General features: G+C 36.8%; 18 protein-coding genes. 6 read left to right on the forward strand and 12 right to left on the reverse strand.

The annotated features are described in order from the left end of the window. Window positions 1-447 precede the first annotated feature (447 nt). The 12 genes from ACLIBG_RS08225 to rpmH all read right to left on the reverse strand — a co-directional run bounded on the left by ACLIBG_RS08225 (window position 448) and on the right by rpmH (window position 12926). Window positions 448-1152: a DUF554 domain-containing protein gene (locus ACLIBG_RS08225; protein WP_439312285.1), complete on the reverse strand. Its 705-nt coding sequence runs from the start codon at window positions 1150-1152 to the stop codon at window positions 448-450. A gap of 21 nt (window positions 1153-1173) precedes the next feature. Further along, the gene (locus ACLIBG_RS08230; protein ID WP_439312286.1) at window positions 1174-2328 is read right to left on the reverse strand and encodes an aminotransferase class V-fold PLP-dependent enzyme; all 1155 of its coding nucleotides are present in this window, start codon (window positions 2326-2328) and stop codon (window positions 1174-1176) included. A gap of 110 nt (window positions 2329-2438) precedes the next feature. Beyond that, window positions 2439-3275, reverse strand: a complete 837-nt coding sequence (locus ACLIBG_RS08235) for a ParB/RepB/Spo0J family partition protein (protein ID WP_439312287.1) — start codon at window positions 3273-3275, stop codon at window positions 2439-2441. After that, window positions 3256-4029 carry a ParA family protein gene (locus ACLIBG_RS08240; protein WP_439312288.1) on the reverse strand — a complete coding sequence of 258 codons (774 nt, stop codon included), beginning with the start codon at window positions 4027-4029 and terminating at the stop codon, window positions 3256-3258. The genes ACLIBG_RS08235 and ACLIBG_RS08240 overlap by 20 nt, the downstream gene beginning before the upstream one ends. 345 nt (window positions 4030-4374) lie before the next feature. Then, complete coding sequence (noc, locus tag ACLIBG_RS08245) at window positions 4375-5244, reverse strand: nucleoid occlusion protein (protein WP_439312289.1); 870 nt, start codon at window positions 5242-5244, stop codon at window positions 4375-4377. A gap of 571 nt (window positions 5245-5815) precedes the next feature. Continuing rightward, on the reverse strand, window positions 5816-6532 hold the full coding sequence (rsmG, locus tag ACLIBG_RS08250; protein ID WP_439312290.1) for a 16S rRNA (guanine(527)-N(7))-methyltransferase RsmG: 717 nt from the start codon (window positions 6530-6532) through the stop codon (window positions 5816-5818). An 18-nt stretch (window positions 6533-6550) separates the two neighbouring features. Next, window positions 6551-8437, reverse strand: coding sequence for a tRNA uridine-5-carboxymethylaminomethyl(34) synthesis enzyme MnmG (gene mnmG, locus ACLIBG_RS08255; protein WP_439312291.1), 1887 nt, complete (start codon window positions 8435-8437; stop codon window positions 6551-6553). A gap of 85 nt (window positions 8438-8522) precedes the next feature. Beyond that, window positions 8523-9899: a tRNA uridine-5-carboxymethylaminomethyl(34) synthesis GTPase MnmE gene (gene mnmE, locus ACLIBG_RS08260; RefSeq protein ID WP_439312292.1), complete on the reverse strand. Its 1377-nt coding sequence runs from the start codon at window positions 9897-9899 to the stop codon at window positions 8523-8525. An 862-nt stretch (window positions 9900-10761) separates the two neighbouring features. Then, a complete protein-coding gene (jag, locus tag ACLIBG_RS08265) occupies window positions 10762-11376 on the reverse strand; it encodes an RNA-binding cell elongation regulator Jag/EloR (RefSeq protein WP_439312293.1) in 615 nt (204 codons plus the stop codon). Next, window positions 11373-12137, reverse strand: coding sequence for a YidC family membrane integrase SpoIIIJ (spoIIIJ, locus tag ACLIBG_RS08270; RefSeq protein ID WP_439312294.1), 765 nt, complete (start codon window positions 12135-12137; stop codon window positions 11373-11375). The genes jag and spoIIIJ overlap by 4 nt, the downstream gene beginning before the upstream one ends. Before the next feature lie 169 nt (window positions 12138-12306). Next, entirely contained in the window at window positions 12307-12648 is a 342-nt protein-coding gene (gene rnpA, locus ACLIBG_RS08275) for a ribonuclease P protein component (protein WP_439312295.1), read from the reverse strand. A 143-nt stretch (window positions 12649-12791) separates the two neighbouring features. Continuing rightward, a complete protein-coding gene (rpmH, locus tag ACLIBG_RS08280; protein WP_439312296.1) occupies window positions 12792-12926 on the reverse strand; it encodes a 50S ribosomal protein L34 in 135 nt (44 codons plus the stop codon). 766 nt (window positions 12927-13692) lie between these two features. On the opposite strand from rpmH, the gene dnaA reads away from it, so the two are divergent. The 6 genes from dnaA (at window position 13693) to gyrB (ending at window position 20522) form a co-directional block, all read left to right on the forward strand. Continuing rightward, a complete protein-coding gene (gene dnaA, locus ACLIBG_RS08285; protein ID WP_439312297.1) occupies window positions 13693-15051 on the forward strand; it encodes a chromosomal replication initiator protein DnaA in 1359 nt (452 codons plus the stop codon). A 182-nt stretch (window positions 15052-15233) separates the two neighbouring features. Further along, on the forward strand, window positions 15234-16370 hold the full coding sequence (gene dnaN / locus ACLIBG_RS08290; protein ID WP_439312298.1) for a DNA polymerase III subunit beta: 1137 nt from the start codon (window positions 15234-15236) through the stop codon (window positions 16368-16370). Window positions 16371-16863: 493 nt separating this feature from the next. Beyond that, a complete protein-coding gene (yaaA, locus tag ACLIBG_RS08295; protein ID WP_439312299.1) occupies window positions 16864-17082 on the forward strand; it encodes a S4 domain-containing protein YaaA in 219 nt (72 codons plus the stop codon). Window positions 17083-17124: 42 nt separating this feature from the next. After that, window positions 17125-18237: a DNA replication/repair protein RecF gene (recF, locus tag ACLIBG_RS08300; RefSeq protein WP_439312300.1), complete on the forward strand. Its 1113-nt coding sequence runs from the start codon at window positions 17125-17127 to the stop codon at window positions 18235-18237. Window positions 18238-18262: 25 nt separating this feature from the next. Next, window positions 18263-18529: an extracellular matrix regulator RemB gene (remB, locus tag ACLIBG_RS08305; RefSeq protein ID WP_439312301.1), complete on the forward strand. Its 267-nt coding sequence runs from the start codon at window positions 18263-18265 to the stop codon at window positions 18527-18529. 76 nt (window positions 18530-18605) lie between these two features. After that, complete coding sequence (gene gyrB / locus ACLIBG_RS08310; protein ID WP_439312302.1) at window positions 18606-20522, forward strand: DNA topoisomerase (ATP-hydrolyzing) subunit B; 1917 nt, start codon at window positions 18606-18608, stop codon at window positions 20520-20522. Window positions 20523-20590: the final 68 nt, after the last annotated feature.

Raw genomic sequence — 20590 nt, forward strand, 5'->3', positions numbered from 1 at the left:
TTAAATGACTCCCAATGTTGATTTTCGTCAAAGAAAATTTGTTTTAAAATGTTTTTCTTCATACATTAAAAATACCACAGGAAACGACACCGTGGTAGGGGTTAAATTATATACATTCTTATCTTTTTAGAAAACTTGGCTTATCGCCAACCCTTTATGGCGAAAGCCTTAGTTGCACTTATGCAGTAATAAAGTTATATACTTTCTTATCTGCTAAGAAAAGCGCAAGCGCCCCGCCTAGAAACGTAGCGACTGCGCCAGACGGGAGCTGGTGGTTCGATGTTGGGACTGTAGCTTCGCTTTCGTCCCATCGAAAAAATTTGTACATCGAAGCTAGACAGCTATGCATAAAATTATATACATTTTTATCTTTTAAAGAAAAACCCGAACTGATATAAACTGTATATCGTTCGGACTCCCCTTTAAAACTTTCTATTAGTTGTCATCTTAAATAATATGAAAAACAAAATATACAATACCTACTGTTGCAATGGACGGGAGCAGATTCCCAATTCGGACGTGCATAATTTTTAGAACATTCAAGCCAATTGCAACAATTAGAAGTCCACCAACAGCTGTCAATTCAACAATCAATCCGTTTAATACTTGCTCTGGTATCCACCTGTCAATTTGTGTACCGAGCAATGCAATAGTGCCTTGGTATAAAACAACCGGAAAAAAAGATAATATAACACCAAACCCAAGTGTCGTTGTAAGAACGAGTGCTGTAAAACCATCGAGGATCGATTTCGTAATTAAAACTTGATGATCCCCGCGAATCCCGCTGTCCAGCGCGCCAATAACCGACATCGCGCCAATAACAAAGATTAATGATGCAGTTACGAACCCTTGAGAAACACTATACTTGCTATTTTCTGTTGTAAACTTGCTCCCAATCCATGTGCCAAATCGGTTAAGAAACTGCTCCACTTGTAGAAATTCGCCAATGATCGCTCCCGTTAATAAACTGATCAAAACGATTAGAATTGATTCGGTTGCAAATGCCATTTGTAACCCGATGAGGATAACCGCCAGTCCTATCCCATGCATTACCGTCTCTTTATACTTCTCAGGTATTTTTGTAAAAAATAACCCAAGTACACTCCCTACTATAATAAATGCTCCATTGACCAATGTTCCGAATAAAACCATTAGCGTCTACCTCACGATGTTTTATAAATTTTCGTAACCCGTTACTATTTCTTTTATCGCACGTAAAAATATGTCTACTTCTTCTTCCGTATTGTATACACCTACACTTGCCCGTATAACACCTTGTTTTGTTGTTCCAATCGTTTGATGTTCCAGAGGATTGCAATGAAGCCCACCACGCACAGCTATATCATAATGGCTGTCGAGCACCATTGCTATCTCCTGTGATGAAACGTTTAACACATTAAATGCAGCAACCGGCATCCGTTCCTCTCCTTCTAGAGGACCGTAATAAGTAATGCCATCTATTTTTTTTAGGCCTTCTACTAACCGGTTAATTAAAATTGTTTCACGTGGAACATTTATACTTTTCCGCTGTTCATACAGAGTGAGCGCTGCATGTAACCCTGCTATACCCGGTGTATTTAACGTACCACTTTCCAGCCTATCCGGCCAAACTGCCGGTTGTCTTGGGTCTTCGGAACGTGCACCTGTGCCACCATGGTGAATGGGTATCAAGTCAATATCCCCTTCAACAAGTAGCATGCCTGTTCCTTGTGGTCCTAGCAACCCTTTGTGTCCAGGGAATGCCAACATGCTTATTCCTAAATCTTTCATATGTATTGGCATGTGTCCTGCTGTTTGCGAAGCATCTACAAGCGTCCATAAATCGCTCTCTTTGGCTATTTGCATTGATTCACTTAAAGGTAATACGGAGCCTGTCACATTGGAACTATGTGTCATTGTAACTAACTTAGTTGATTGTTTTATAGAATTTGTAAGTTCATCTAAAAAACACTTATCATTTCCCGTCCATTTAATAAAGGATACTTCTACTCCATAGGAATCCATTAAATATTCAAGTGGCCTTCTTATTGCATTGTGCTCTACCGATGTAGCAATAATATGGTCTCCTTTGCTCCAGTTTATTCCCTTCAAAGCTTGATTGATTGCAATCGTAGCATTTGGATAAAACAGACATTTGTTGCTATTCGTTACCCCAAACAATTTTGAGGCAAGCAACCGTGTTTCCGTAATGATCTGATCCGCTTTAATGGCAAGCTGGTGCCCCCCTCTTCCGGGATTTGCCCCATATTCCTTCATATTCTCTACCATTTCTTGAATTACTTGATCTGGTTTAGGAAAAGAAGATGCTGCCTGATCGAAATATATCAAATTAACCCTCCTTACGCATATAATAATCGCTACAATACCTAGTTAACCATTATAACACTCAATATAAAAGCTGACTATAAAGATTAAACATCTTCAATAGTCAGCTTCTTTTATCTTTCTAACACTTGAATAATCCGTTCAAGGTCTTCGATTGTGTAAAACTCAATTTCAATTTTGCCCTTTTTCTTTCCTCGAAGAATGTTAACACCTGTACCTAATCTTTCTCTTAAAATAGATTCTCTTTCAGTTAAAAAAACATCCTTTTTAACTTGTTTTGGTTTTTTCTTGGGCTTTTCATTTAAATCGTCGATGAGTTTCTCTACCTGGCGTACATTAAGATTTTCTTTAATGATTTTTTTTACGACAGTATTAAGTGTGTTTTTATCCTTCAAACCTAATAATGTTCTCCCATGTCCCATGGAAAGTTCCCCATTATTGATATGAGCGATAACCTGCTCCGGCAATGAAAGGAGTCGGGTCATATTTGCAATATGGGACCGGCTCTTACCGAGTCGATTGGATAATTCCTCTTGTGTTATTTTTAACTCTGTCATTAAATTTGTATACGCTTGTGCTTCTTCAATTGGTGATAAGTCTTCACGCTGCAGATTTTCCAAAAGTGCCAATTCCATCATTTTACTATCTGTCAGTTCTTTGACAACTACAGGAACTGTCTCTAATCCTGCTTCTTTAGCAGCGCGATAACGTCGCTCCCCTACTACAATTTCATAGCCTTTAATACTTTTACGAACTACTAATGGCTGAATGATACCATATTCCAAAATAGATTCTTTCAATTCTTCAATGGCATCCGCATGGAAGGTCTTTCTCGGTTGATATGGATTCGGCCTGCATTCTGTAATTTGTATTTCTTGAATCAATTCATCATCCGTATCCTCTATGTCAGGAAAAAGAGCATTAATACCTTTACCTAACCTTTTCGCCACTGTCCATCACTTCCTTTGCTAGTTCAAGATATACTTCTGCACCTCTTGATTTTGGATCATAAGCAGTTATCGGCTTTCCGTGACTCGGAGCTTCACCTAGTCGGACATTTCTCGGAATAATCGATTGATAAACTTTATCCTGGAAATACTTTTTCACTTCCTCAATCACTTGGATACCTAGGTTTGTACGAGCATCCAACATTGTTAGCAAGACTCCTTCAATCATTAGTTCTTTATTTAAATGTTTTTGAACGAGACGAATCGTATTTAATAACTGACTAAGTCCTTCCAGAGCATAAAACTCACATTGAACTGGTATAAGTACACTGTCTGCTGATGTTAAAGCGTTAATTGTTAATAGACCTAACGATGGCGGACAATCTATTAAAATATAATCATACGTTGTTTTCAGGCTTGTTAATGACTTTTTTAATCTGATTTCCCGTGATATTGTTGGCACAAGTTCTATTTCTGCTCCAGCCAGTTGGATCGTAGCCGGAATTATGTCCAAATTTGGTATTATTGTAGGGACACATACTTCTTCTGCAGACAAATCCTCTACCAATACATTATATATACACTTGTCCACGTCTGCTTTATTTACTCCTACTCCGCTAGTAGCATTTCCTTGTGGATCTATATCAACAATTAAAATATTGTTACCAAGCTTTGAAAGTGATGCACCTAAATTAACTGTTGATGTTGTTTTTCCTACTCCACCTTTTTGATTTGCCACAGCTATAATTTTCCCCATTTTTTCACCTACCCAACTTAAAACTTCTGTAGCATTTTACTGCATCAATTAAGAATTCTTTTATTAATTTGCGTTATTTCGTTACGTAAGGATAATTACTTCGTTATTACTATTCTACCATTTATTTTGATATAAAGTTCCCTAAAGATAGATATTGTTGAACAATCGCAATATGAATATTAATAAGGAAGAAAATGACCCATCTTAAGTCTGCAAGATGGGGATTTTTTTCATAAAGTATATTAAACAATTGTTATGAGATCAAATATTTTTTTATAAAAACCAATATACATCTATTAATCCTATATAATTATAATTTAATTATTGATAGATTGTACAACATAGTTACTTATTTTTTTGAATTTTAATCGTTATTTCATAGTAATCTTCATGTTCCTGTTCGTCTGATTCAACATCCAAACCAGTGTCAGAGACCATGTGTAATGATTGCCGAATCGTATTCATTGCAATCCGAATGTCTTTATTGATCCCTTTTAAGCGTGGTCTTTTATTGTTTTTCTCTTGTTTTGGATTGTCAAGTGCTTCTATTCTTTTTTCCGTTTGACTTACGTTTAAATCATTTTCCAAGATTTCTCTTAAAACCGCAATTTGTTTTTCAGGGTCTTTGACCAAAATTAACGCTCGCGCATGTCGTTCCGTAATGCTTTTACTTAACAATGCTTCACGGATTTCTTCCGGTAACTTTAACAACCGGAGCTTATTCGCTATGGTAGACTGACTTTTTCCAAGTCGTTGTGCTAATGCTTCCTGAGTCAACCCATGCAGCTGTAAAAGTTGTTCATATGCCGCTGCCTCTTCAATCACGGTCAACTCTTCTCTTTGTAAGTTTTCTATTAATGCAACAGACGCTGTTTCCGTATCTGTCATATCACGAATGATGGCAGGGATTTCTTCCCACTCTAACAACTGTACAGCTTTTAATCTGCGTTCTCCTGCAATTAATTCATATAATTCTTCTTCTTCTGCTTTCCGAACTATGATCGGCTGAATCATCCCATGTGTATGTATCGTTTGCGCTAATTCCATTATTTTTTCTTCATTAAAAACGGACCTGGGCTGAAATCGATTAGGGCCAATTTTTTGTACTGGAAGCTGGACTACTTCATCTGCATGAAATTTCCCATCACTACTAATCGCATCATCTGATTTATCACCAGTTCCAGTGCCAAATATTCGGTTAAAAGAATTTAACATCAAGATACACCACCTATAAACTCCATTTTACCTTTGAATAAAACCTATCCCCTCTTTCACGTGAAAAAGCGTTAATAATTGTTTCACGTGAAACAATGGACTTTGTATTTTAAACTGCTTACAGTCTATAAAAGAATATACAATAATTAAATACGGCTTTTGTGTACAAGTAATTAAATGTACATAAAATTTATAAATAAGGAAAATCATCTGATTAATATGTGTCAATCAATCATTCATCTTTTAAGCAAAGTATTAAAAATTCCAAAGTAACGTCTATTACGTTTACTATGCTATATAAATTTAACTAAATAATTGTTCTTAGCGTATTTAAAAATATCTGACTCTCATCAACTATAATCAAAGAAAATATATAGTAATTCGACACTTTATATGTCCATCAATGAAGAATACCATAATTCCTTATTGGTAATCAAAAACAAATCTATTAAAATTTCTGTTTTATTATGTAGATTTTCAGTTTCCATTATTGCTTTTATACTTATATTACCACAAAAAGCTTTGTAAGAGTAAATAATCGAGTTATTTATAGTGCACTTCAAATAGTCCATTATTTAATAGGATCACGATTAGGCGTTCCTGCTTTTCTCGGATATTTTTTCGGTGTTTTTTTACATTTTTTTACAATTACTATTGTTCGTTCACTTTTTTCGACGGGTAAATGAAAAGATTTTATTTCAGCTGTTTCCCCTCCAAGGATTTGAAGTGCTTTTTGTGCATCTTTATATTCTTCTTTTGATTGGGCGCCTTTCATCGCAATGAAAACGCCATTTTCTTTAGCCAATGGTAAACAAAGTTCACTTAGTACGCTTAATCGAGCAACTGCTCTTGCCATTACAACATCAAATTGCTCGCGGAAATCTGGGTTTTGTCCGAAATTTTCTGCGCGGTCATGATAAAAAAATACTTTTTCCAAGTTCAGTATTTTTCTCAAATGCTCCAGAAAACCAATTCTCTTTTTTAATGAATCAACAATTGAGATTTGTACGTGTGGAAAACATATTTTGAGTGGGATACCGGGAAAACCTGCACCGGCACCCACATCACAAATATGCAAAGGCTTTGTAAAATCATAATAAAAAGCTGATGAAATGGAGTCATAAAAATGTTTTAAATATACATCTTCTTTTGAAACGAGCGAAGTTAAATTCATTTTTGCATTCCATTCGACCAATGTTTGAAAATATAATTCGAACTGATTTATTTGCTCCTCTGTAAGCTCTATTCCTTGTTCATGCAATGCTTCAACAAATCGCTGCACATTCATCGACTTATCTCCCATCTATTAGTTTGCTGCCCGAGCTACATTTCCTTGTTCAATATAGACAGCCAAAATGGATGTGTCAGCTGGTGTTACGCCGGAAATTCTTGATGCTTGACCAATGGATAATGGTTGAACACTTTTTAATTTCTCTTTTGCTTCGGAAGCCAAGCCGTGTATAGCGTCATAATCAATATTGTTCGGAATACGTTTATCTTCCATTTTCTGCATCCGATTCACTTGATCATACGCTTTTTTAATATAACCTTCATATTTAATTTGTATTTCTACTTGTTCTTTCACATCCAATGGCAAATCAACGGGATCTTCTAAAAGAGATTCCAGCAATGTATAGCTAATTTCCGGACGTTTCAAAAGATCATACGCTTTTACTGCTTCTTTTAAAGGCTGTTTATCTGCATCTTTCAACGTATTTTGTGTAGCTTCTGTTGGTTTAATAATAATTGATGCCAGACGTTTCTTTTCTGCTTCGACTGCTTCTTTTTTCGCGATAAACTTTTCATATCTTTCTTTAGATATTATACCAAGCTCATATCCAAGGGCAGTTAGTCGCATATCGGCATTATCATGTCGCAGCAATAGGCGATATTCTGCACGAGAAGTCAGCAAACGATAAGGCTCGCGCGTACCCTTTGTAACTAAATCATCTATTAATACACCGATATATGCCTGTGAACGATCGAGCACAAACGGGTCTCTCCCTAATACCTTTGCTGCAGCATTTATTCCAGCCATCATTCCTTGCCCTGCTGCTTCTTCATAACCAGACGTTCCATTAATTTGGCCTGCTGTAAACAACCCGGAAATCTTTTTTGTTTCCAATGTTGGCCACAACTGTGTTGGAACGACCGCATCATATTCAATCGCATAACCGGCACGCATTATTTGTGCATTTTCCAAACCTGCTACAGATTTGATCATTTCTTCCTGAATAGATTCAGGCAACGAAGTAGATAATCCTTGGACATATACTTCTTCTGTATTCCGCCCTTCCGGTTCTAGAAAGATCTGGTGACGTGGTTTATCATTAAAGCGAACTATTTTATCCTCAATAGACGGACAATAGCGCGGTCCAGTTCCCCGTTTCATTCCGGAATACATAGCGGACAATTTCAAATTATCGTTAATGACTTCATGCGTAAATTCATTTGTATAAGTTAACCAGCAAGGAATTTGATCCGTAATAAAGTTTGTTGTTTCATACGAAAAACCTTGGGGCTTGTCATCACCAGGCTGGATTTCCGTTTTTGAGTAATCAATAGATTTATTATGAACTCGTGGCGGTGTTCCAGTTTTAAAACGAGTTAAATCAAATCCGAGCTCCTCTAGGTTTTCAGACAATTTAATTGATACACGCTGATTATTCGGACCACTTTCGTACTCCAAATCCCCAATTAACACCTTTCCGCGCATGAATGTCCCGGTAGTAATAATGACTGAATCAGCATAATAAGCTGCATTTGTTTCTGTTAATACTCCCTTACATACACCGTTTTCCAAAATTAGTTCATTTACCATTGCTTGTTTTAGTGTTAAATTTTCCTGTTCTTCTATTACTTTTTTCATCTCTTGTATATATAGAGGTTTATCAGCTTGCGCACGCAAAGCACGAACAGCTGGTCCTTTTCCTGTATTTAACATACGCATTTGAATATGCGTTTTATCTATAACTTTACCCATAGCGCCGCCGAGGGCATCTATTTCACGTATGACAATCCCTTTTGCTGGACCGCCGAGCGATGGGTTGCACGGCATAAATGCGATCATATCCAAATTCAATGTGAGCATTAATGTTTTGGCTCCCATGCGTGCTGCGGCAATTCCAGCTTCGCAACCGGCATGTCCTGCACCAATAACAATGACATCATATTTCCCTGCATTGTACGTCATCTTATTCATCCTTTCTTTTACCTTTATTTGTACCGAATTCCATTGAAACGAATCTGAACAAACTTTATATAATAAACGAGTATTATTATTTCCCTAAACAAAATTGAGAAAAGAGTTGATCAATTAATCCATCACTTGCCGTATCGCCAATGATTTCCCCTAGAATCTCCCACGTACGGGTTACATCAATTTGTACAATATCCAGAGGCATATCAAGATCCAAGCCTTCCATCGCATCGGTAAGTGATTGTTTTGCCTGCTTCAACAACTGGATATGCCTAACATTGGATACATACGTTAAATCACCTGTTTCGATATCACCTGCAAAAAAAAGTTTTGCCATTGCAGTTTCCAGTTCATCAAGACCTTCTTCTTGAAGAATTGATGTAGTAATTATTGCATGATTACCGGCAAGCTCTTTTATTTGATCAATATCCAGTCTTTGTTTTAAATCCGATTTATTTATAATGACGATATACGTTAAGTCGCTCATTGCTTGAAATATTGCCATATCGTCTTTAGTTAATTCTTCATTATAGTTCAGCATAAACAGAATCAAATCAGATTCCTTCAATATTTCTCTTGAACGCTCCACACCGATTTTTTCCACGATATCTTCTGTTTCACGAATCCCGGCTGTATCAACTAACCTCAGTGGAACGCCACGTACATTGACATATTCCTCTATCGTATCTCGAGTCGTTCCAGGAACGTCTGTTACGATTGCTTTATTTTCTTGGACAAACGCATTCATTAATGATGATTTACCTACGTTCGGTCGACCAATAATGGCTGTTTTTAAACCTTCCCGCAATATCTTTCCTTGTTCTGCCACTTGTAAAAGCTTTTCAATTTCTTCATAAACTTCCTTTGTTTTCACTTTCATCAACTCTTGTGACATTTCTTCCACATCATCATATTCCGGATAATCAATATTTACTTCTACGTGTGCAACAGTTTCCAACAAATTTTGACGTAGACGACCAATAAGTCGGGACAGACGACCATCCATTTGATGTAGCGCAACATTCATCGCTTTATCCGTTTTCGCCCGAATCATATCCATAACCGCTTCTGCTTGTGACAGATCAATTCGTCCGTTTAAAAATGCTCGCTTCGTAAATTCTCCCGGTTCAGCCATGCGCACGTCCTTTTGAAGTACAATTTCTAGCACACGATTTACGGAAACAAGTCCGCCGTGGCAATTAATTTCCACAACATCTTCTCTTGTAAATGTTTTCGGTGCCTTCATGACCGATACCATTACTTCTTCTGCCAGTTCATTTGTTAATGGATCCATTATTTTTCCATAATGAAACGTATGAGAAGGAGCATTGGTTAAATCTTGTCCTTGAAAAATGTCATTCGCAATAGCAATTGCTCTTTCACCACTCAGCCGAACAATCGCTATTGCCCCTTCCCCCAACGGTGTTGATATCGCAGCAATCGTATCAGTATCCATTCCTTTCACCTCCATAAAGAAAAGCGCAAGCGCCCTGCCTAGAAACGTAGCGACTGCGCCAGCTCAAAGCTGGTGGTTCGATGTCGCCACGCAAAGTGGCGGTTTTAATCGAACATTCCCATACCCTAAGATAAAGGAATCATGCCCCTGCAAAAGGGGTATGCCGACGTTGGCGCGGGAGGCCGTGTTTAGTCGGCCCTCCTTTGTCTTACCGAATAGATGATGACTTTCACCCGAGGGCATAAGGGCGACTAAGCCTCTGTCTAAAGCCAATCGGCAAGTCTTCTTTATCGCAAGGCGCTGCAGGAAGTCGCCTAGTTTCTGGGCGCTTAAGCTAGACAGCTACACGAAAAATTTTATACATTCTTATCTTTTAAGAAAAGCGCAAGCGGCCCGGTCAGCCTCAGGCATAGCTTAAGCAAAAAATCGTAGTGGCGTTATTGCCACGATGAATTATTGCTTAAGACATCGAGGGGCTGGACTGGCAGGCTTACAATGCCAGGTCCTGGGACTGTAGCTACGCTTTCGTCCCACCGAAAACATTTGTACGTCGAAGCTAGACAGCTATGCACAAAACTTTATACTTTCTAACCTATATATAAGGTAATTTGTCTAAGATTGTTTTATCTTATTAAATCAATTATTTTTCCAGTCACTAACAAACAAGAATATCATAATTCAACAAAAAAATAAAGTTATCCACAATGTGAATGATTAATTATTTAATTGTTGTATCATGCTGCATTATCCACATGTGAATCATTATATCTCCTATAATATCTACTTTTATACACATAACCCCTCGTATAGAAAAATAAATAAAAAACCTTGGTTTCCCAAGGTTTAACAAAAAGTAAATTATTTATGATGGTTTTATTACAATATGACGATGCGGTTCTTTACCATCGGAATATGTGGAAACAGCTTTATTAGTTTGCAGTGCGCTATGAATTATTTTTCTTTCAAAAGCCGGCATGGGCTCCAGCGCAACTTTATTATTTAAACGGGTTGCTTTTTCCGCCATTTTCCCCGCTAATGTTTCTAACGTTTCCCTTCTCCGTTTACGGTAACCTTCTGCATCCAACGTGACTGTATAAAATTGTTTTGCATCTTTATTCACTACGAGGTGCACCAAATACTGCAAGGCATTAAGTGTCTGTCCTCGCTTACCAATGAGTAAAGCAATTTTATCTCCACTTAATTCAAATGTCACTTGTTTCTCTTTAACAGTTGTTTTTATTTCTACAGTTACACCCATATTTTTTGCTACATTTGTAATATAAGCTTCTGTTTCTTCTATACTATTTTTTGCAAGTTTTACTTTCACTACTGCACGTGATCCGAATAAGCCCAAAAAACCCTTTTTCCCGCCATCAATAACTTGAATATCTACTTGGTCTCTCGTTGTGTTTAACTGCTCTAATGCTGACTGGACTGCTTCTTCCAACGTTTGTCCACTAGCAGTTACTTCTCTCACTTTTCGTCTCCTCCTGTACCGGCATTCTTCATCATTGGTTTACGAATTAACATCGTTTGGCCAACCATAAATATATTACCTACAACCCAATATAATGCTAAAGCTGCAGGGAAGAAAAATGCAAAAACAGTGATCATAATCGGCATGACATAAAGCATGGCTACCATTTGAGGATTCTGTGCAGCAGGACTGCCCGCCATCATAAGCTTCTGCTGTAAAAATGTAGCAGCTCCCGCAATGATTGGGAGTATATAATCCGGTGAGTCAAGTGCAAACCATAAAAAGGTATGGCCAGATATTTCATCTGTACGCATAATTGCATGATACATCGCTATTAAAATCGGCATTTGCACAAATATCGGCAAACAACCAGCAAGCGGATTAACACCGTGATGCTTAAATAAAGCCATTGTCTCTTGCTGTAATTTTTGTTGAGTATTCGCATCTTTGGAGCTATATTTCTTTTGAATTTCTTTTAACTCTGGTTGAATATCCTGCATCGCTTTTGAACTTTTCAACTGCTTTATATTCAATGGTAAAAGCAGAAGACGTGCCATTATTGTTACAACAACAATCGATAAACCAAAATCATCATTAAATAAATCCGCAAAATAAAGTATCACTTGCGACATGGGATACACAAAATACGTATTCCAAATTCCGGTACTTTCGCTATTAATTGGTTCATTAATGTCCATACATCCGGAAAGCAGGACTAGTAAACCAATTAAGGTCAAAATAAAAAAGACCTTTTTACGCAAACCAACTTCCTCCTAACATTGGCAACATTTTGCCATCGTAAATCGAAATCGTAATTTTATTTAAAGATAGTATTCAAAAATCCGACAAAAATCGCTTTGACCTTTTTTGGATTGAATATCTTTATAAATCTTATCTTCCTCTTTAAACATACTCTTTATATGTAAATTATTATTTATTTTTTAACCTAGTTTTAAATAATAGATGCGAAAGGCTCTTTTTTATGTGATGAAAGTTCATATCTACTGTAGGGTGACGAGCAATAATTACAATATTGACTGTTGGTTTAATTTCGTCCTCTAATTCATGAAAGGCCTGTCGTAAATAGCGTTTTATTCGATTTCTTGTAACCGCATTCCCTAATTTTTTCCCTACAGACAGACCAATGCGGAAATGATCCTGATCAGGCTTATCCATATAATAAATCACGAGTTGCCGATTGGCAAACGAATTTCCATGCTGTAAAACATATTGGAATTCTTCATTTCGCTTAATTCGATACGTTTTTTTCAACTATATCACCAACAATTTCCATGTACATCCTTGCTCGTTCGTTTTTCTACTATTTTACCCTTTTATTTTACTTTCTAAATGTTAAAACGATATGGAAAGTAAAATAAAGTGGAAAAAGACCACTGAGAAAACTATTCAGTGGCCTATGCTGATAATACTTTTCGTCCCTTGCTACGACGACGAGCCAAAACTTTGCGCCCGTTTTTCGTACTCATTCGAGAGCGAAAACCGTGTACTTTTTTCCTTTTGCGAGTATTCGGTTGAAATGTTCTTTTCATTGATCATGCACCTCCCTAAGGATTAAAACATAGAAAATGCAGTTGCTCTATATAAATAAACCCTCATTTTCCTTAATCATTAAGCCTTTCTATATCATATTATACTTTATAAAATAAATAAAATATATACGACGTAAACATTCTTGATAATTATACGTAAAATACATAGCAACTGTCAACTCCCATTTTATCAACAGTCCGAACTTCGTTTCAATCTAAAATTTATCAACAACCTAATTAGTATATGATTCTGCCTTTAGAATTATTCACAGTAATTATCGACAAGTTTTGCACAAAATCATAGGCTGTTGATAAAAAATGTCTACATTCCGCGAATTATGTGGACAAGTGTAAAATACAATTGCAATACCGCGGTTTATTTGGTATTATTATTATGTTTTAGTGTGTTAATAAGTCTGTTTAATTTTGTAATTACCCACAGCCTGTGGATAAACTGTTAGTAATTATTCACCTCTTGTTGAAACACTTATCCCCATTTTCGTGGATAATGTTAATAATTCGCTTTAACCTTGTTTGTCCCTTATTATTTTTATACACAGGTTATTTTCAAATCTATTACCCTTTTGTTTATTTAAAATCCAGGTAAGATAATATAAATAGTAATTATAATAAGTCCATGAACATATACCGTCACGTGTACATTCATAGCCATTTCATCTTCCTCATAAGCAAACAATTATGAAAGATTGAGAGAGGCTTTTTATACCTTTCATTTTATTGATTATGATAAAAAGGTGGAATCACTTTGCAAAATATTGAAGAGTTGTGGTTGGAAGCACTCAAAAAAGTAGAAAAAAAAATAAGTAAACCGAGCTTTGAAACATGGTTAAAAAATACAAAGGCTTCCAACCTTGAAGGGGATACCCTTATTGTATCTGTACCAAATGAATTCGCAAAAGACTGGTTGGAAGGGAGATATACCGAACTAATCTCCGATATATTATACGAATTAACAGGCGCTCATTTAAACGCCAAATTTGTTATTCCAGAAACAGGAGAAATAAAGGAAAAAGAAAGTACAAAGGAAGCAAAAGATGAAGCAAGGAAACAGTCACAACAGGAAACTCAATCACAGCGCACGATGTTAAACCCGAAGTATACTTTCGACACATTCGTTATCGGTACTGGGAACCGTTTTGCTCACGCAGCATCTCTAGCAGTTGCCGAAGCACCCGCTAAGTCATACAACCCTCTTTTTATATACGGTGGAGTAGGACTTGGAAAAACCCATTTAATGCATGCGATCGGACATTATGTTCAAGAACACAATCCACGTGCAAATGTTGTTTATTTATCATCGGAAAAATTTACAAATGAATTTATTAATTCCATTATGGATAATAGAGCAGGAAATTTTCGCAATAAATATCGAAATGTAGACGTATTACTTATTGATGATATCCAGTTTCTAGCGGGAAAAGAACAAACTCAGGAAGAATTCTTTCATACTTTTAACACACTACATGAAGAAAGCAAACAAATTATTATTTCCAGTGACCGGCCACCAAAAGAAATACCAACGTTGGAAGATCGTCTGCGCTCTCGATTTGAGTGGGGATTGATAACGGATATAACGCCTCCTGATTTAGAAACAAGAATCGCTATTTTAACAAAAAAAGCAAAAGCAGAAGGGCTCATCGACATCCCAAACGAAGTAATGCTTTATATTGCGAATCAAATAGATACAAATATTCGCGAGCTGGAGGGCGCCTTAATTCGTGTCGTTGCCTATTCTTCCCTTATTAATCAAGATATTGACACGGCGCTTGCGGTTGATGCGTTAAAGGATATTATTCCAAACAACCGTCCAAAAAAGATTACGGTCATCGATATACAGGAAGCTGTTGGGGAAAAATATGCGGTAAAGCTTGAAGATTTCTTAGCAAAAAAACGAACAAAATCAATCGCCTTTCCAAGACAAATAGCGATGTATTTAGCAAGAGAACTAACGGATCTATCATTGCCTAAAATAGGAGAAGAGTTCGGCGGTCGTGATCATACAACTGTCATTCATGCCCATACAAAGATAAGCAAAACGCTTGATAGTGATGAAACATTGTCTATCGAACTTGAAGAAATAAAAGAAAAGTTAAATAGTCTATAAATATCAACATGTGAATAACGTGAAAAACACAGCAAAGTTACACACAACTTATCTACATGTGGAAAACTTTATGTAAGAGTCGTTTAATACCGTTATCCACATACACACAGGCCCTAGTACTATTACTACTATATTAATAATAATAATATAATATATGAATTCCAAATAAGGAGGATTCATTCATGAAATTCATTATTCAACGGTCCTATTTACAAAAAAGTATTCAGGACGTTACAAAAGCTATTTCAACAAGAACTGTCATCCCAATCTTGACTGGCATGAAAATAGAAGCTAAACAACAAGGTATAACATTAACAGGTAGCGACTCTGATATTTCTATTCAATCGATTATTCCAGCTGAAGAAAATGGAGAAATTATCGTTGATAAAATAGAAGAAGGTAGCGTTGTTTTACAAGTGCCTTACTTTCCCGAAATTGTGCGCAAACTTCCTGAATCTATGGTGGAAATAGAAGTTGACAACCAATTAATAGTAACGATTCGCTCCGGAAAAGCTGTATTTACATTGAATGGTCAGCACAGTGAGGAGTATCCACAGCTGCCAAAATTTCAAACAGAAGAAAGCTTTGAAATTCAAGCGGATTTATTAAAACATTTAATTAAACAAACTGCCTTTGCTGTTTCAACAATGGAAACCAGGCCTATTCTTACAGGAATAAACATTAAGCTGAGTGAAAATAATTTAAGCTTTACTGCAACGGATAGTCATCGACTCGCTTCAAGAAACGTGCCTATTCAGGAAACAGACCTGCAGTTTTCAAGTATTGTTGTACCTGGAAAGAGCGTTAATGAATTGAATAAAATATTGCATGATTCCGAAGAAATTGTCGAAATAAGTTTGATGAACAATCAAATACTATTTCATACAAAGAACTTATATTTTCTTTCCAGATTACTCGACGGTAATTATCCGGAAACATCCCGATTGATTCCAAATGAAAGTAAAACAGTTATTCATGTACATACGAAAGAATTATTAAGCACAATTGACAGGGCTTCGTTACTTTCCAAGGACGAGAATAATGTCGTTCAATTGGAAACAAAAGACAACTCCATTATCGAAATTACGAGTCAGTCACCGGAGATTGGAAACGTCTCTGAAGAAGTTAAAGCCCAATCGATTGATGGTGAAGATTTAAAAATTTCGTTTAGCTCAAAATATATGCTCGATGCGTTGAAGGCAATTGAATGCGAAGAAGTAAAAATTAACTTTACCGGAGCGATGCGACCATTTATCATTACACCGGCACAAGAGGATACCACCGTTCTCCAGTTGATTCTCCCAGTACGAACATTTTAAAGCGGGGAATAATTAAGAAAAGCGCAAGCGCCCTGGTCAGCCCCGACAAGCTTAAGCAAGAAATCGTAGTGGCGGTTTTTGCCACGAAGAGTTATTGCTTAAGACCTCGAGGGGATGGGCGCTTAAGCTAGACAGCTATGAACAAAATTTTATACTTTCTGACCTTTTCAATAAAGAAAAGCAGTTCTTTGGAGATATAGCGAAGAACTGCTTTTTTCTTATTTGATCTTTATTCAAAAAAGCAGTTTATAGGCAATTTAAGCGATAATTTAATAAATAAGGGTATTACCTTTCCTAAACGACAAAACTTTAGTAAAATAGGAATATAGATGATTTAACCTATGTATCGTTTTTTTATCACTTATTAACGGGTTTAAATAATCCCATCTCAGATGGAGCATTAACTATACGGAAATCTTCAGTCCACTACTGAAGATCAAAGCGATTTTAACCAGATGTTTTGAACAATCTCTGTAAGGAATATGGTGATAAAATGGAAAGAGTCCCTATAGATACTGCATATATCACGTTGGGTCAATTAATAAAGTTAGTAAATATCTTTGAATCCGGCGGCATGATTAAAGGGTTTTTACACGATCATGGCGTACATGTGAATGGGGAATTAGAACAACGTCGTGGAAGGAAACTATACCCCAACGATGTGGTTGATATCGGAGAAGCCGGCAAATTCATTGTTGTAAAAGAAGAATAACAACATGCATACGATAAATAGGTGCAAAAATGAGGAATCTGCATGCACATAGATCAATTAAAATTACGCAACTACCGAAATTATGAAAAGCTCGACATTACTTTTGATGATAAAATAAACGTCATCATCGGTGAAAATGCACAAGGTAAAACAAATTTGATGGAAGCAATTTATGTATTGGCTTTTACTCGTTCGTACCGAACACCAAGAGATAAAGAGTTGATCCAATGGGAAAAGGAATTTGCCAAAATTGAAGGAACCATCAGTAAAAGGGAACGTACTTTTCCACTTGAGATGATTTTTCATGATAAAGGAAAGAAAGCAAAGCGCAATCGAATTGAACAAAAACGATTGAGCGAATATATAGGTGCATTGAATATTGTTATGTTTGCACCGGAAGACTTAACGTTGGTAAAAGGTTCTCCACAGCTTCGTAGGCGTTTTATTGATATGGAGCTGGGACAAATACAGCCGACATATATTTATCATTTAGGACAATATCAAAAAATTTTAAAACAGCGGAATCATTTGTTGAAACAGTTACAACGGCAGAGGGATACGGATACGACGATGCTGCATATCTTAACTGAACAACTCATTGACCAAGCTGTCATTTTACTGGACAGACGATTTACTTTTTTAAAACTGTTACGAAAATGGGCGTGTCCCATCCATTTGCAAATAAGTCGACAACTTGAACAATTGGAAATCCAATACAACCCGACGATTGAAGTATCAGAAGAGGCAAATAAGGAGAAAATAGTAACAGCTTACATAAATAAATTTCAATCCATACAGCAAAGTGAAATTGATCGCGGGACAACATTGATCGGCCCGCATCGAGATGATCTTACATTTTTGGTTAATAACAAAAATGTAAAAATTTATGGCTCTCAAGGTCAACAAAGAACAACAGCCTTATCAGTTAAATTGGCAGAGATAGAACTTATTTACAATGAAGTTGGTGAATACCCCGTATTGCTATTGGATGATGTATTAAGTGAACTTGATGATTATAGACAATCACATTTGCTAAGTACGATTCAAGGGAAGGTGCAAACGTTTGTTTCAACGACAAGTGTGGATGGAATCCATCATGAAACTTTAGAAAAAGCGGAGTTATTCCATGTAGACAACGGTACTGTTAAGACGTAAGCCCACACATGTCAGGAGGGAAGTCATGTTTGTTCATATCGGTAATGATTACGTATTGCAATCAAAAAATATTATATCGATCATAGATCGTAATCTGATTCAATCCTCATCGATCATTAAAGAAATGATGGATACTGCGAAGGAACGAAAACAAATTAAAGGAGCTAAAAAAGATGCAAAATCCGTCGTAATTACAGATGATTTTTTTTATTACAGTACGTTATCTGTTCCGACATTAAAGAAAAGATCAAACACGATTTTAACGCTTAGCACACCAGACTATTATGATTAGAGGGTTTTAATTGCTCTACGGAAAGGGAGCAAATCTTATTATTTAAGTTTAAAAGAAATGCAGGTGATTATTCATAATGGAAGATAAAATAGTCGAACAAACATATGATGCCGATCAGATACAAGTATTAGAAGGGTTGGAAGCGGTACGAAAACGTCCAAGCATGTATATCGGTACAACAAATGAAAAAGGACTGCACCATCTCGTATGGGAAATTACCGATAACAGTATTGATGAAGCCCTGGCAGGCTATTGTGATCACATTCACGTTACAGTCGAAGAAGATAATAGTATTACCGTAAAAGATAATGGACGCGGAATTCCAATAAACACACATGAAGATAGTGGTAAACCAGCAGTAGAAGTCATTATGACGGTACTGCATGCAGGTGGTAAATTTGGCGGTGGCGGGTATAAAGTATCCGGTGGTTTGCATGGTGTTGGTGCATCAGTAGTAAATGCCTTGTCATCTGAATTGGAAGTATTTGTCCATCGGGATGGAAAAATTCATCATCTTCTTTTTGAAAAAGGAATTGTAAAAGGCGATTTGGAAGTTATCGGAGAAACCGATCATACTGGAACGGCTATCCACTTTAAACCGGATCCAGAAATTTTTACGGAATCAACAGAATATGACTATGATATTTTAGCTAATCGATTAAGAGAATTGGCCTTTTTAAATAAAAAATTGACGATTACATTCGAAGATAAGCGAACAGATAAAGAAATCGTTCATTATTATTATGAAGGCGGCATTCGATCTTACGTCGAGTATATGAATCGAACGAAGGATGTGCTGCATGAACCGATTTATGCAGAAGGAGAAGCACAAGATATTTCAGTGGAAGTAGCGATACAATATAACGCTGGGTATGCGAGCAATTTATATTCCTTTGCCAACAATATTCATACGTATGAGGGTGGAACACATGAATTTGGCTTCAGGACTGCACTAACACGGGTTATTAATGATTACGCTCGTAAAAGTAATTTATTTAAAGAAGATGACCAAAATTTAACAGGTGATGATGTCCGAGAAGGAATGACTGCGATCGTTTCTGTTAAACATACCGATCCGCAATTCGAAGGTCAGACAAAAACGAAGCTTGGGAATAGTGATGCCCGAACAGTAACGGATCAAGTGTTCAGCGAAGAATTTTCTAAGTTTTTACTGGAAAATCCGTCGATTGGCAAAACAATCGTAGAAAAAGGAATGATGGCCTCCCGTGCCAGAATGGCGGCTCGCAAGGCGCGTGAGTTAACGCGAAGGAAAAGTGCGTTGGAAATATCTAATCTTCCTGGGAAACTAGCCGACTGTTCATCAAAAGATGCTGAAATAAGTGAACTGTATATTGTGGAAGGTGACTCGGCTGGTGGTTCAGCTAAACAAGGTCGATCCCGCCATTTTCAGGCGATCCTACCGTTGCGCGGTAAGATACTAAATGTGGAAAAAGCTCGGCTTGATCGGATTCTATCAAATAATGAAGTTCGAATGATGATTACAGCACTTGGAACAGGGATAGCCGAAGATTTTGATATTACAAAAGCCCGTTACCATAAAATTGTTATTATGACAGATGCGGATGTGGACGGTGCACATATACGTACATTACTGCTGACGTTTTTCTATCGTTATATGAAACCGTTAATTGAACACGGATATATATATATTGCGCAACCACCTTTGTATAAAATACAACAAGGAAAAGCAGCCCATTATGCTTATGATGAAGCAGGGATGGAAGAAATTCTCGAGCAGCTGCCCAAGAACCCAAAACCGGGGATTCAGCGGTATAAAGGTCTAGGGGAAATGAATGCCGAGCAATTATGGGAAACAACGATGGATCCCGAAACGAGAACATTGCTGCAAGTAAAATTGAAAGATGCAATTGACGCTGATGAAGTGTTCAATATTTTAATGGGTGATAAAGTGGAGCCGCGCAGAGATTTTATTGAAGGCAATGCTCAATATGTCCAAAATCTTGATGTGTAAAAGTTGGTACATGTGAGAACATTGGGCCGGCTTATCCATGGAAGTGATGAAAAAGTTAACGTCTCACA

This window comes from Virgibacillus sp. W0181 (genome assembly GCF_051846915.1).
Classification (GTDB): Bacteria; Bacillota; Bacilli; order Bacillales; family Amphibacillaceae; genus JBPYCR01.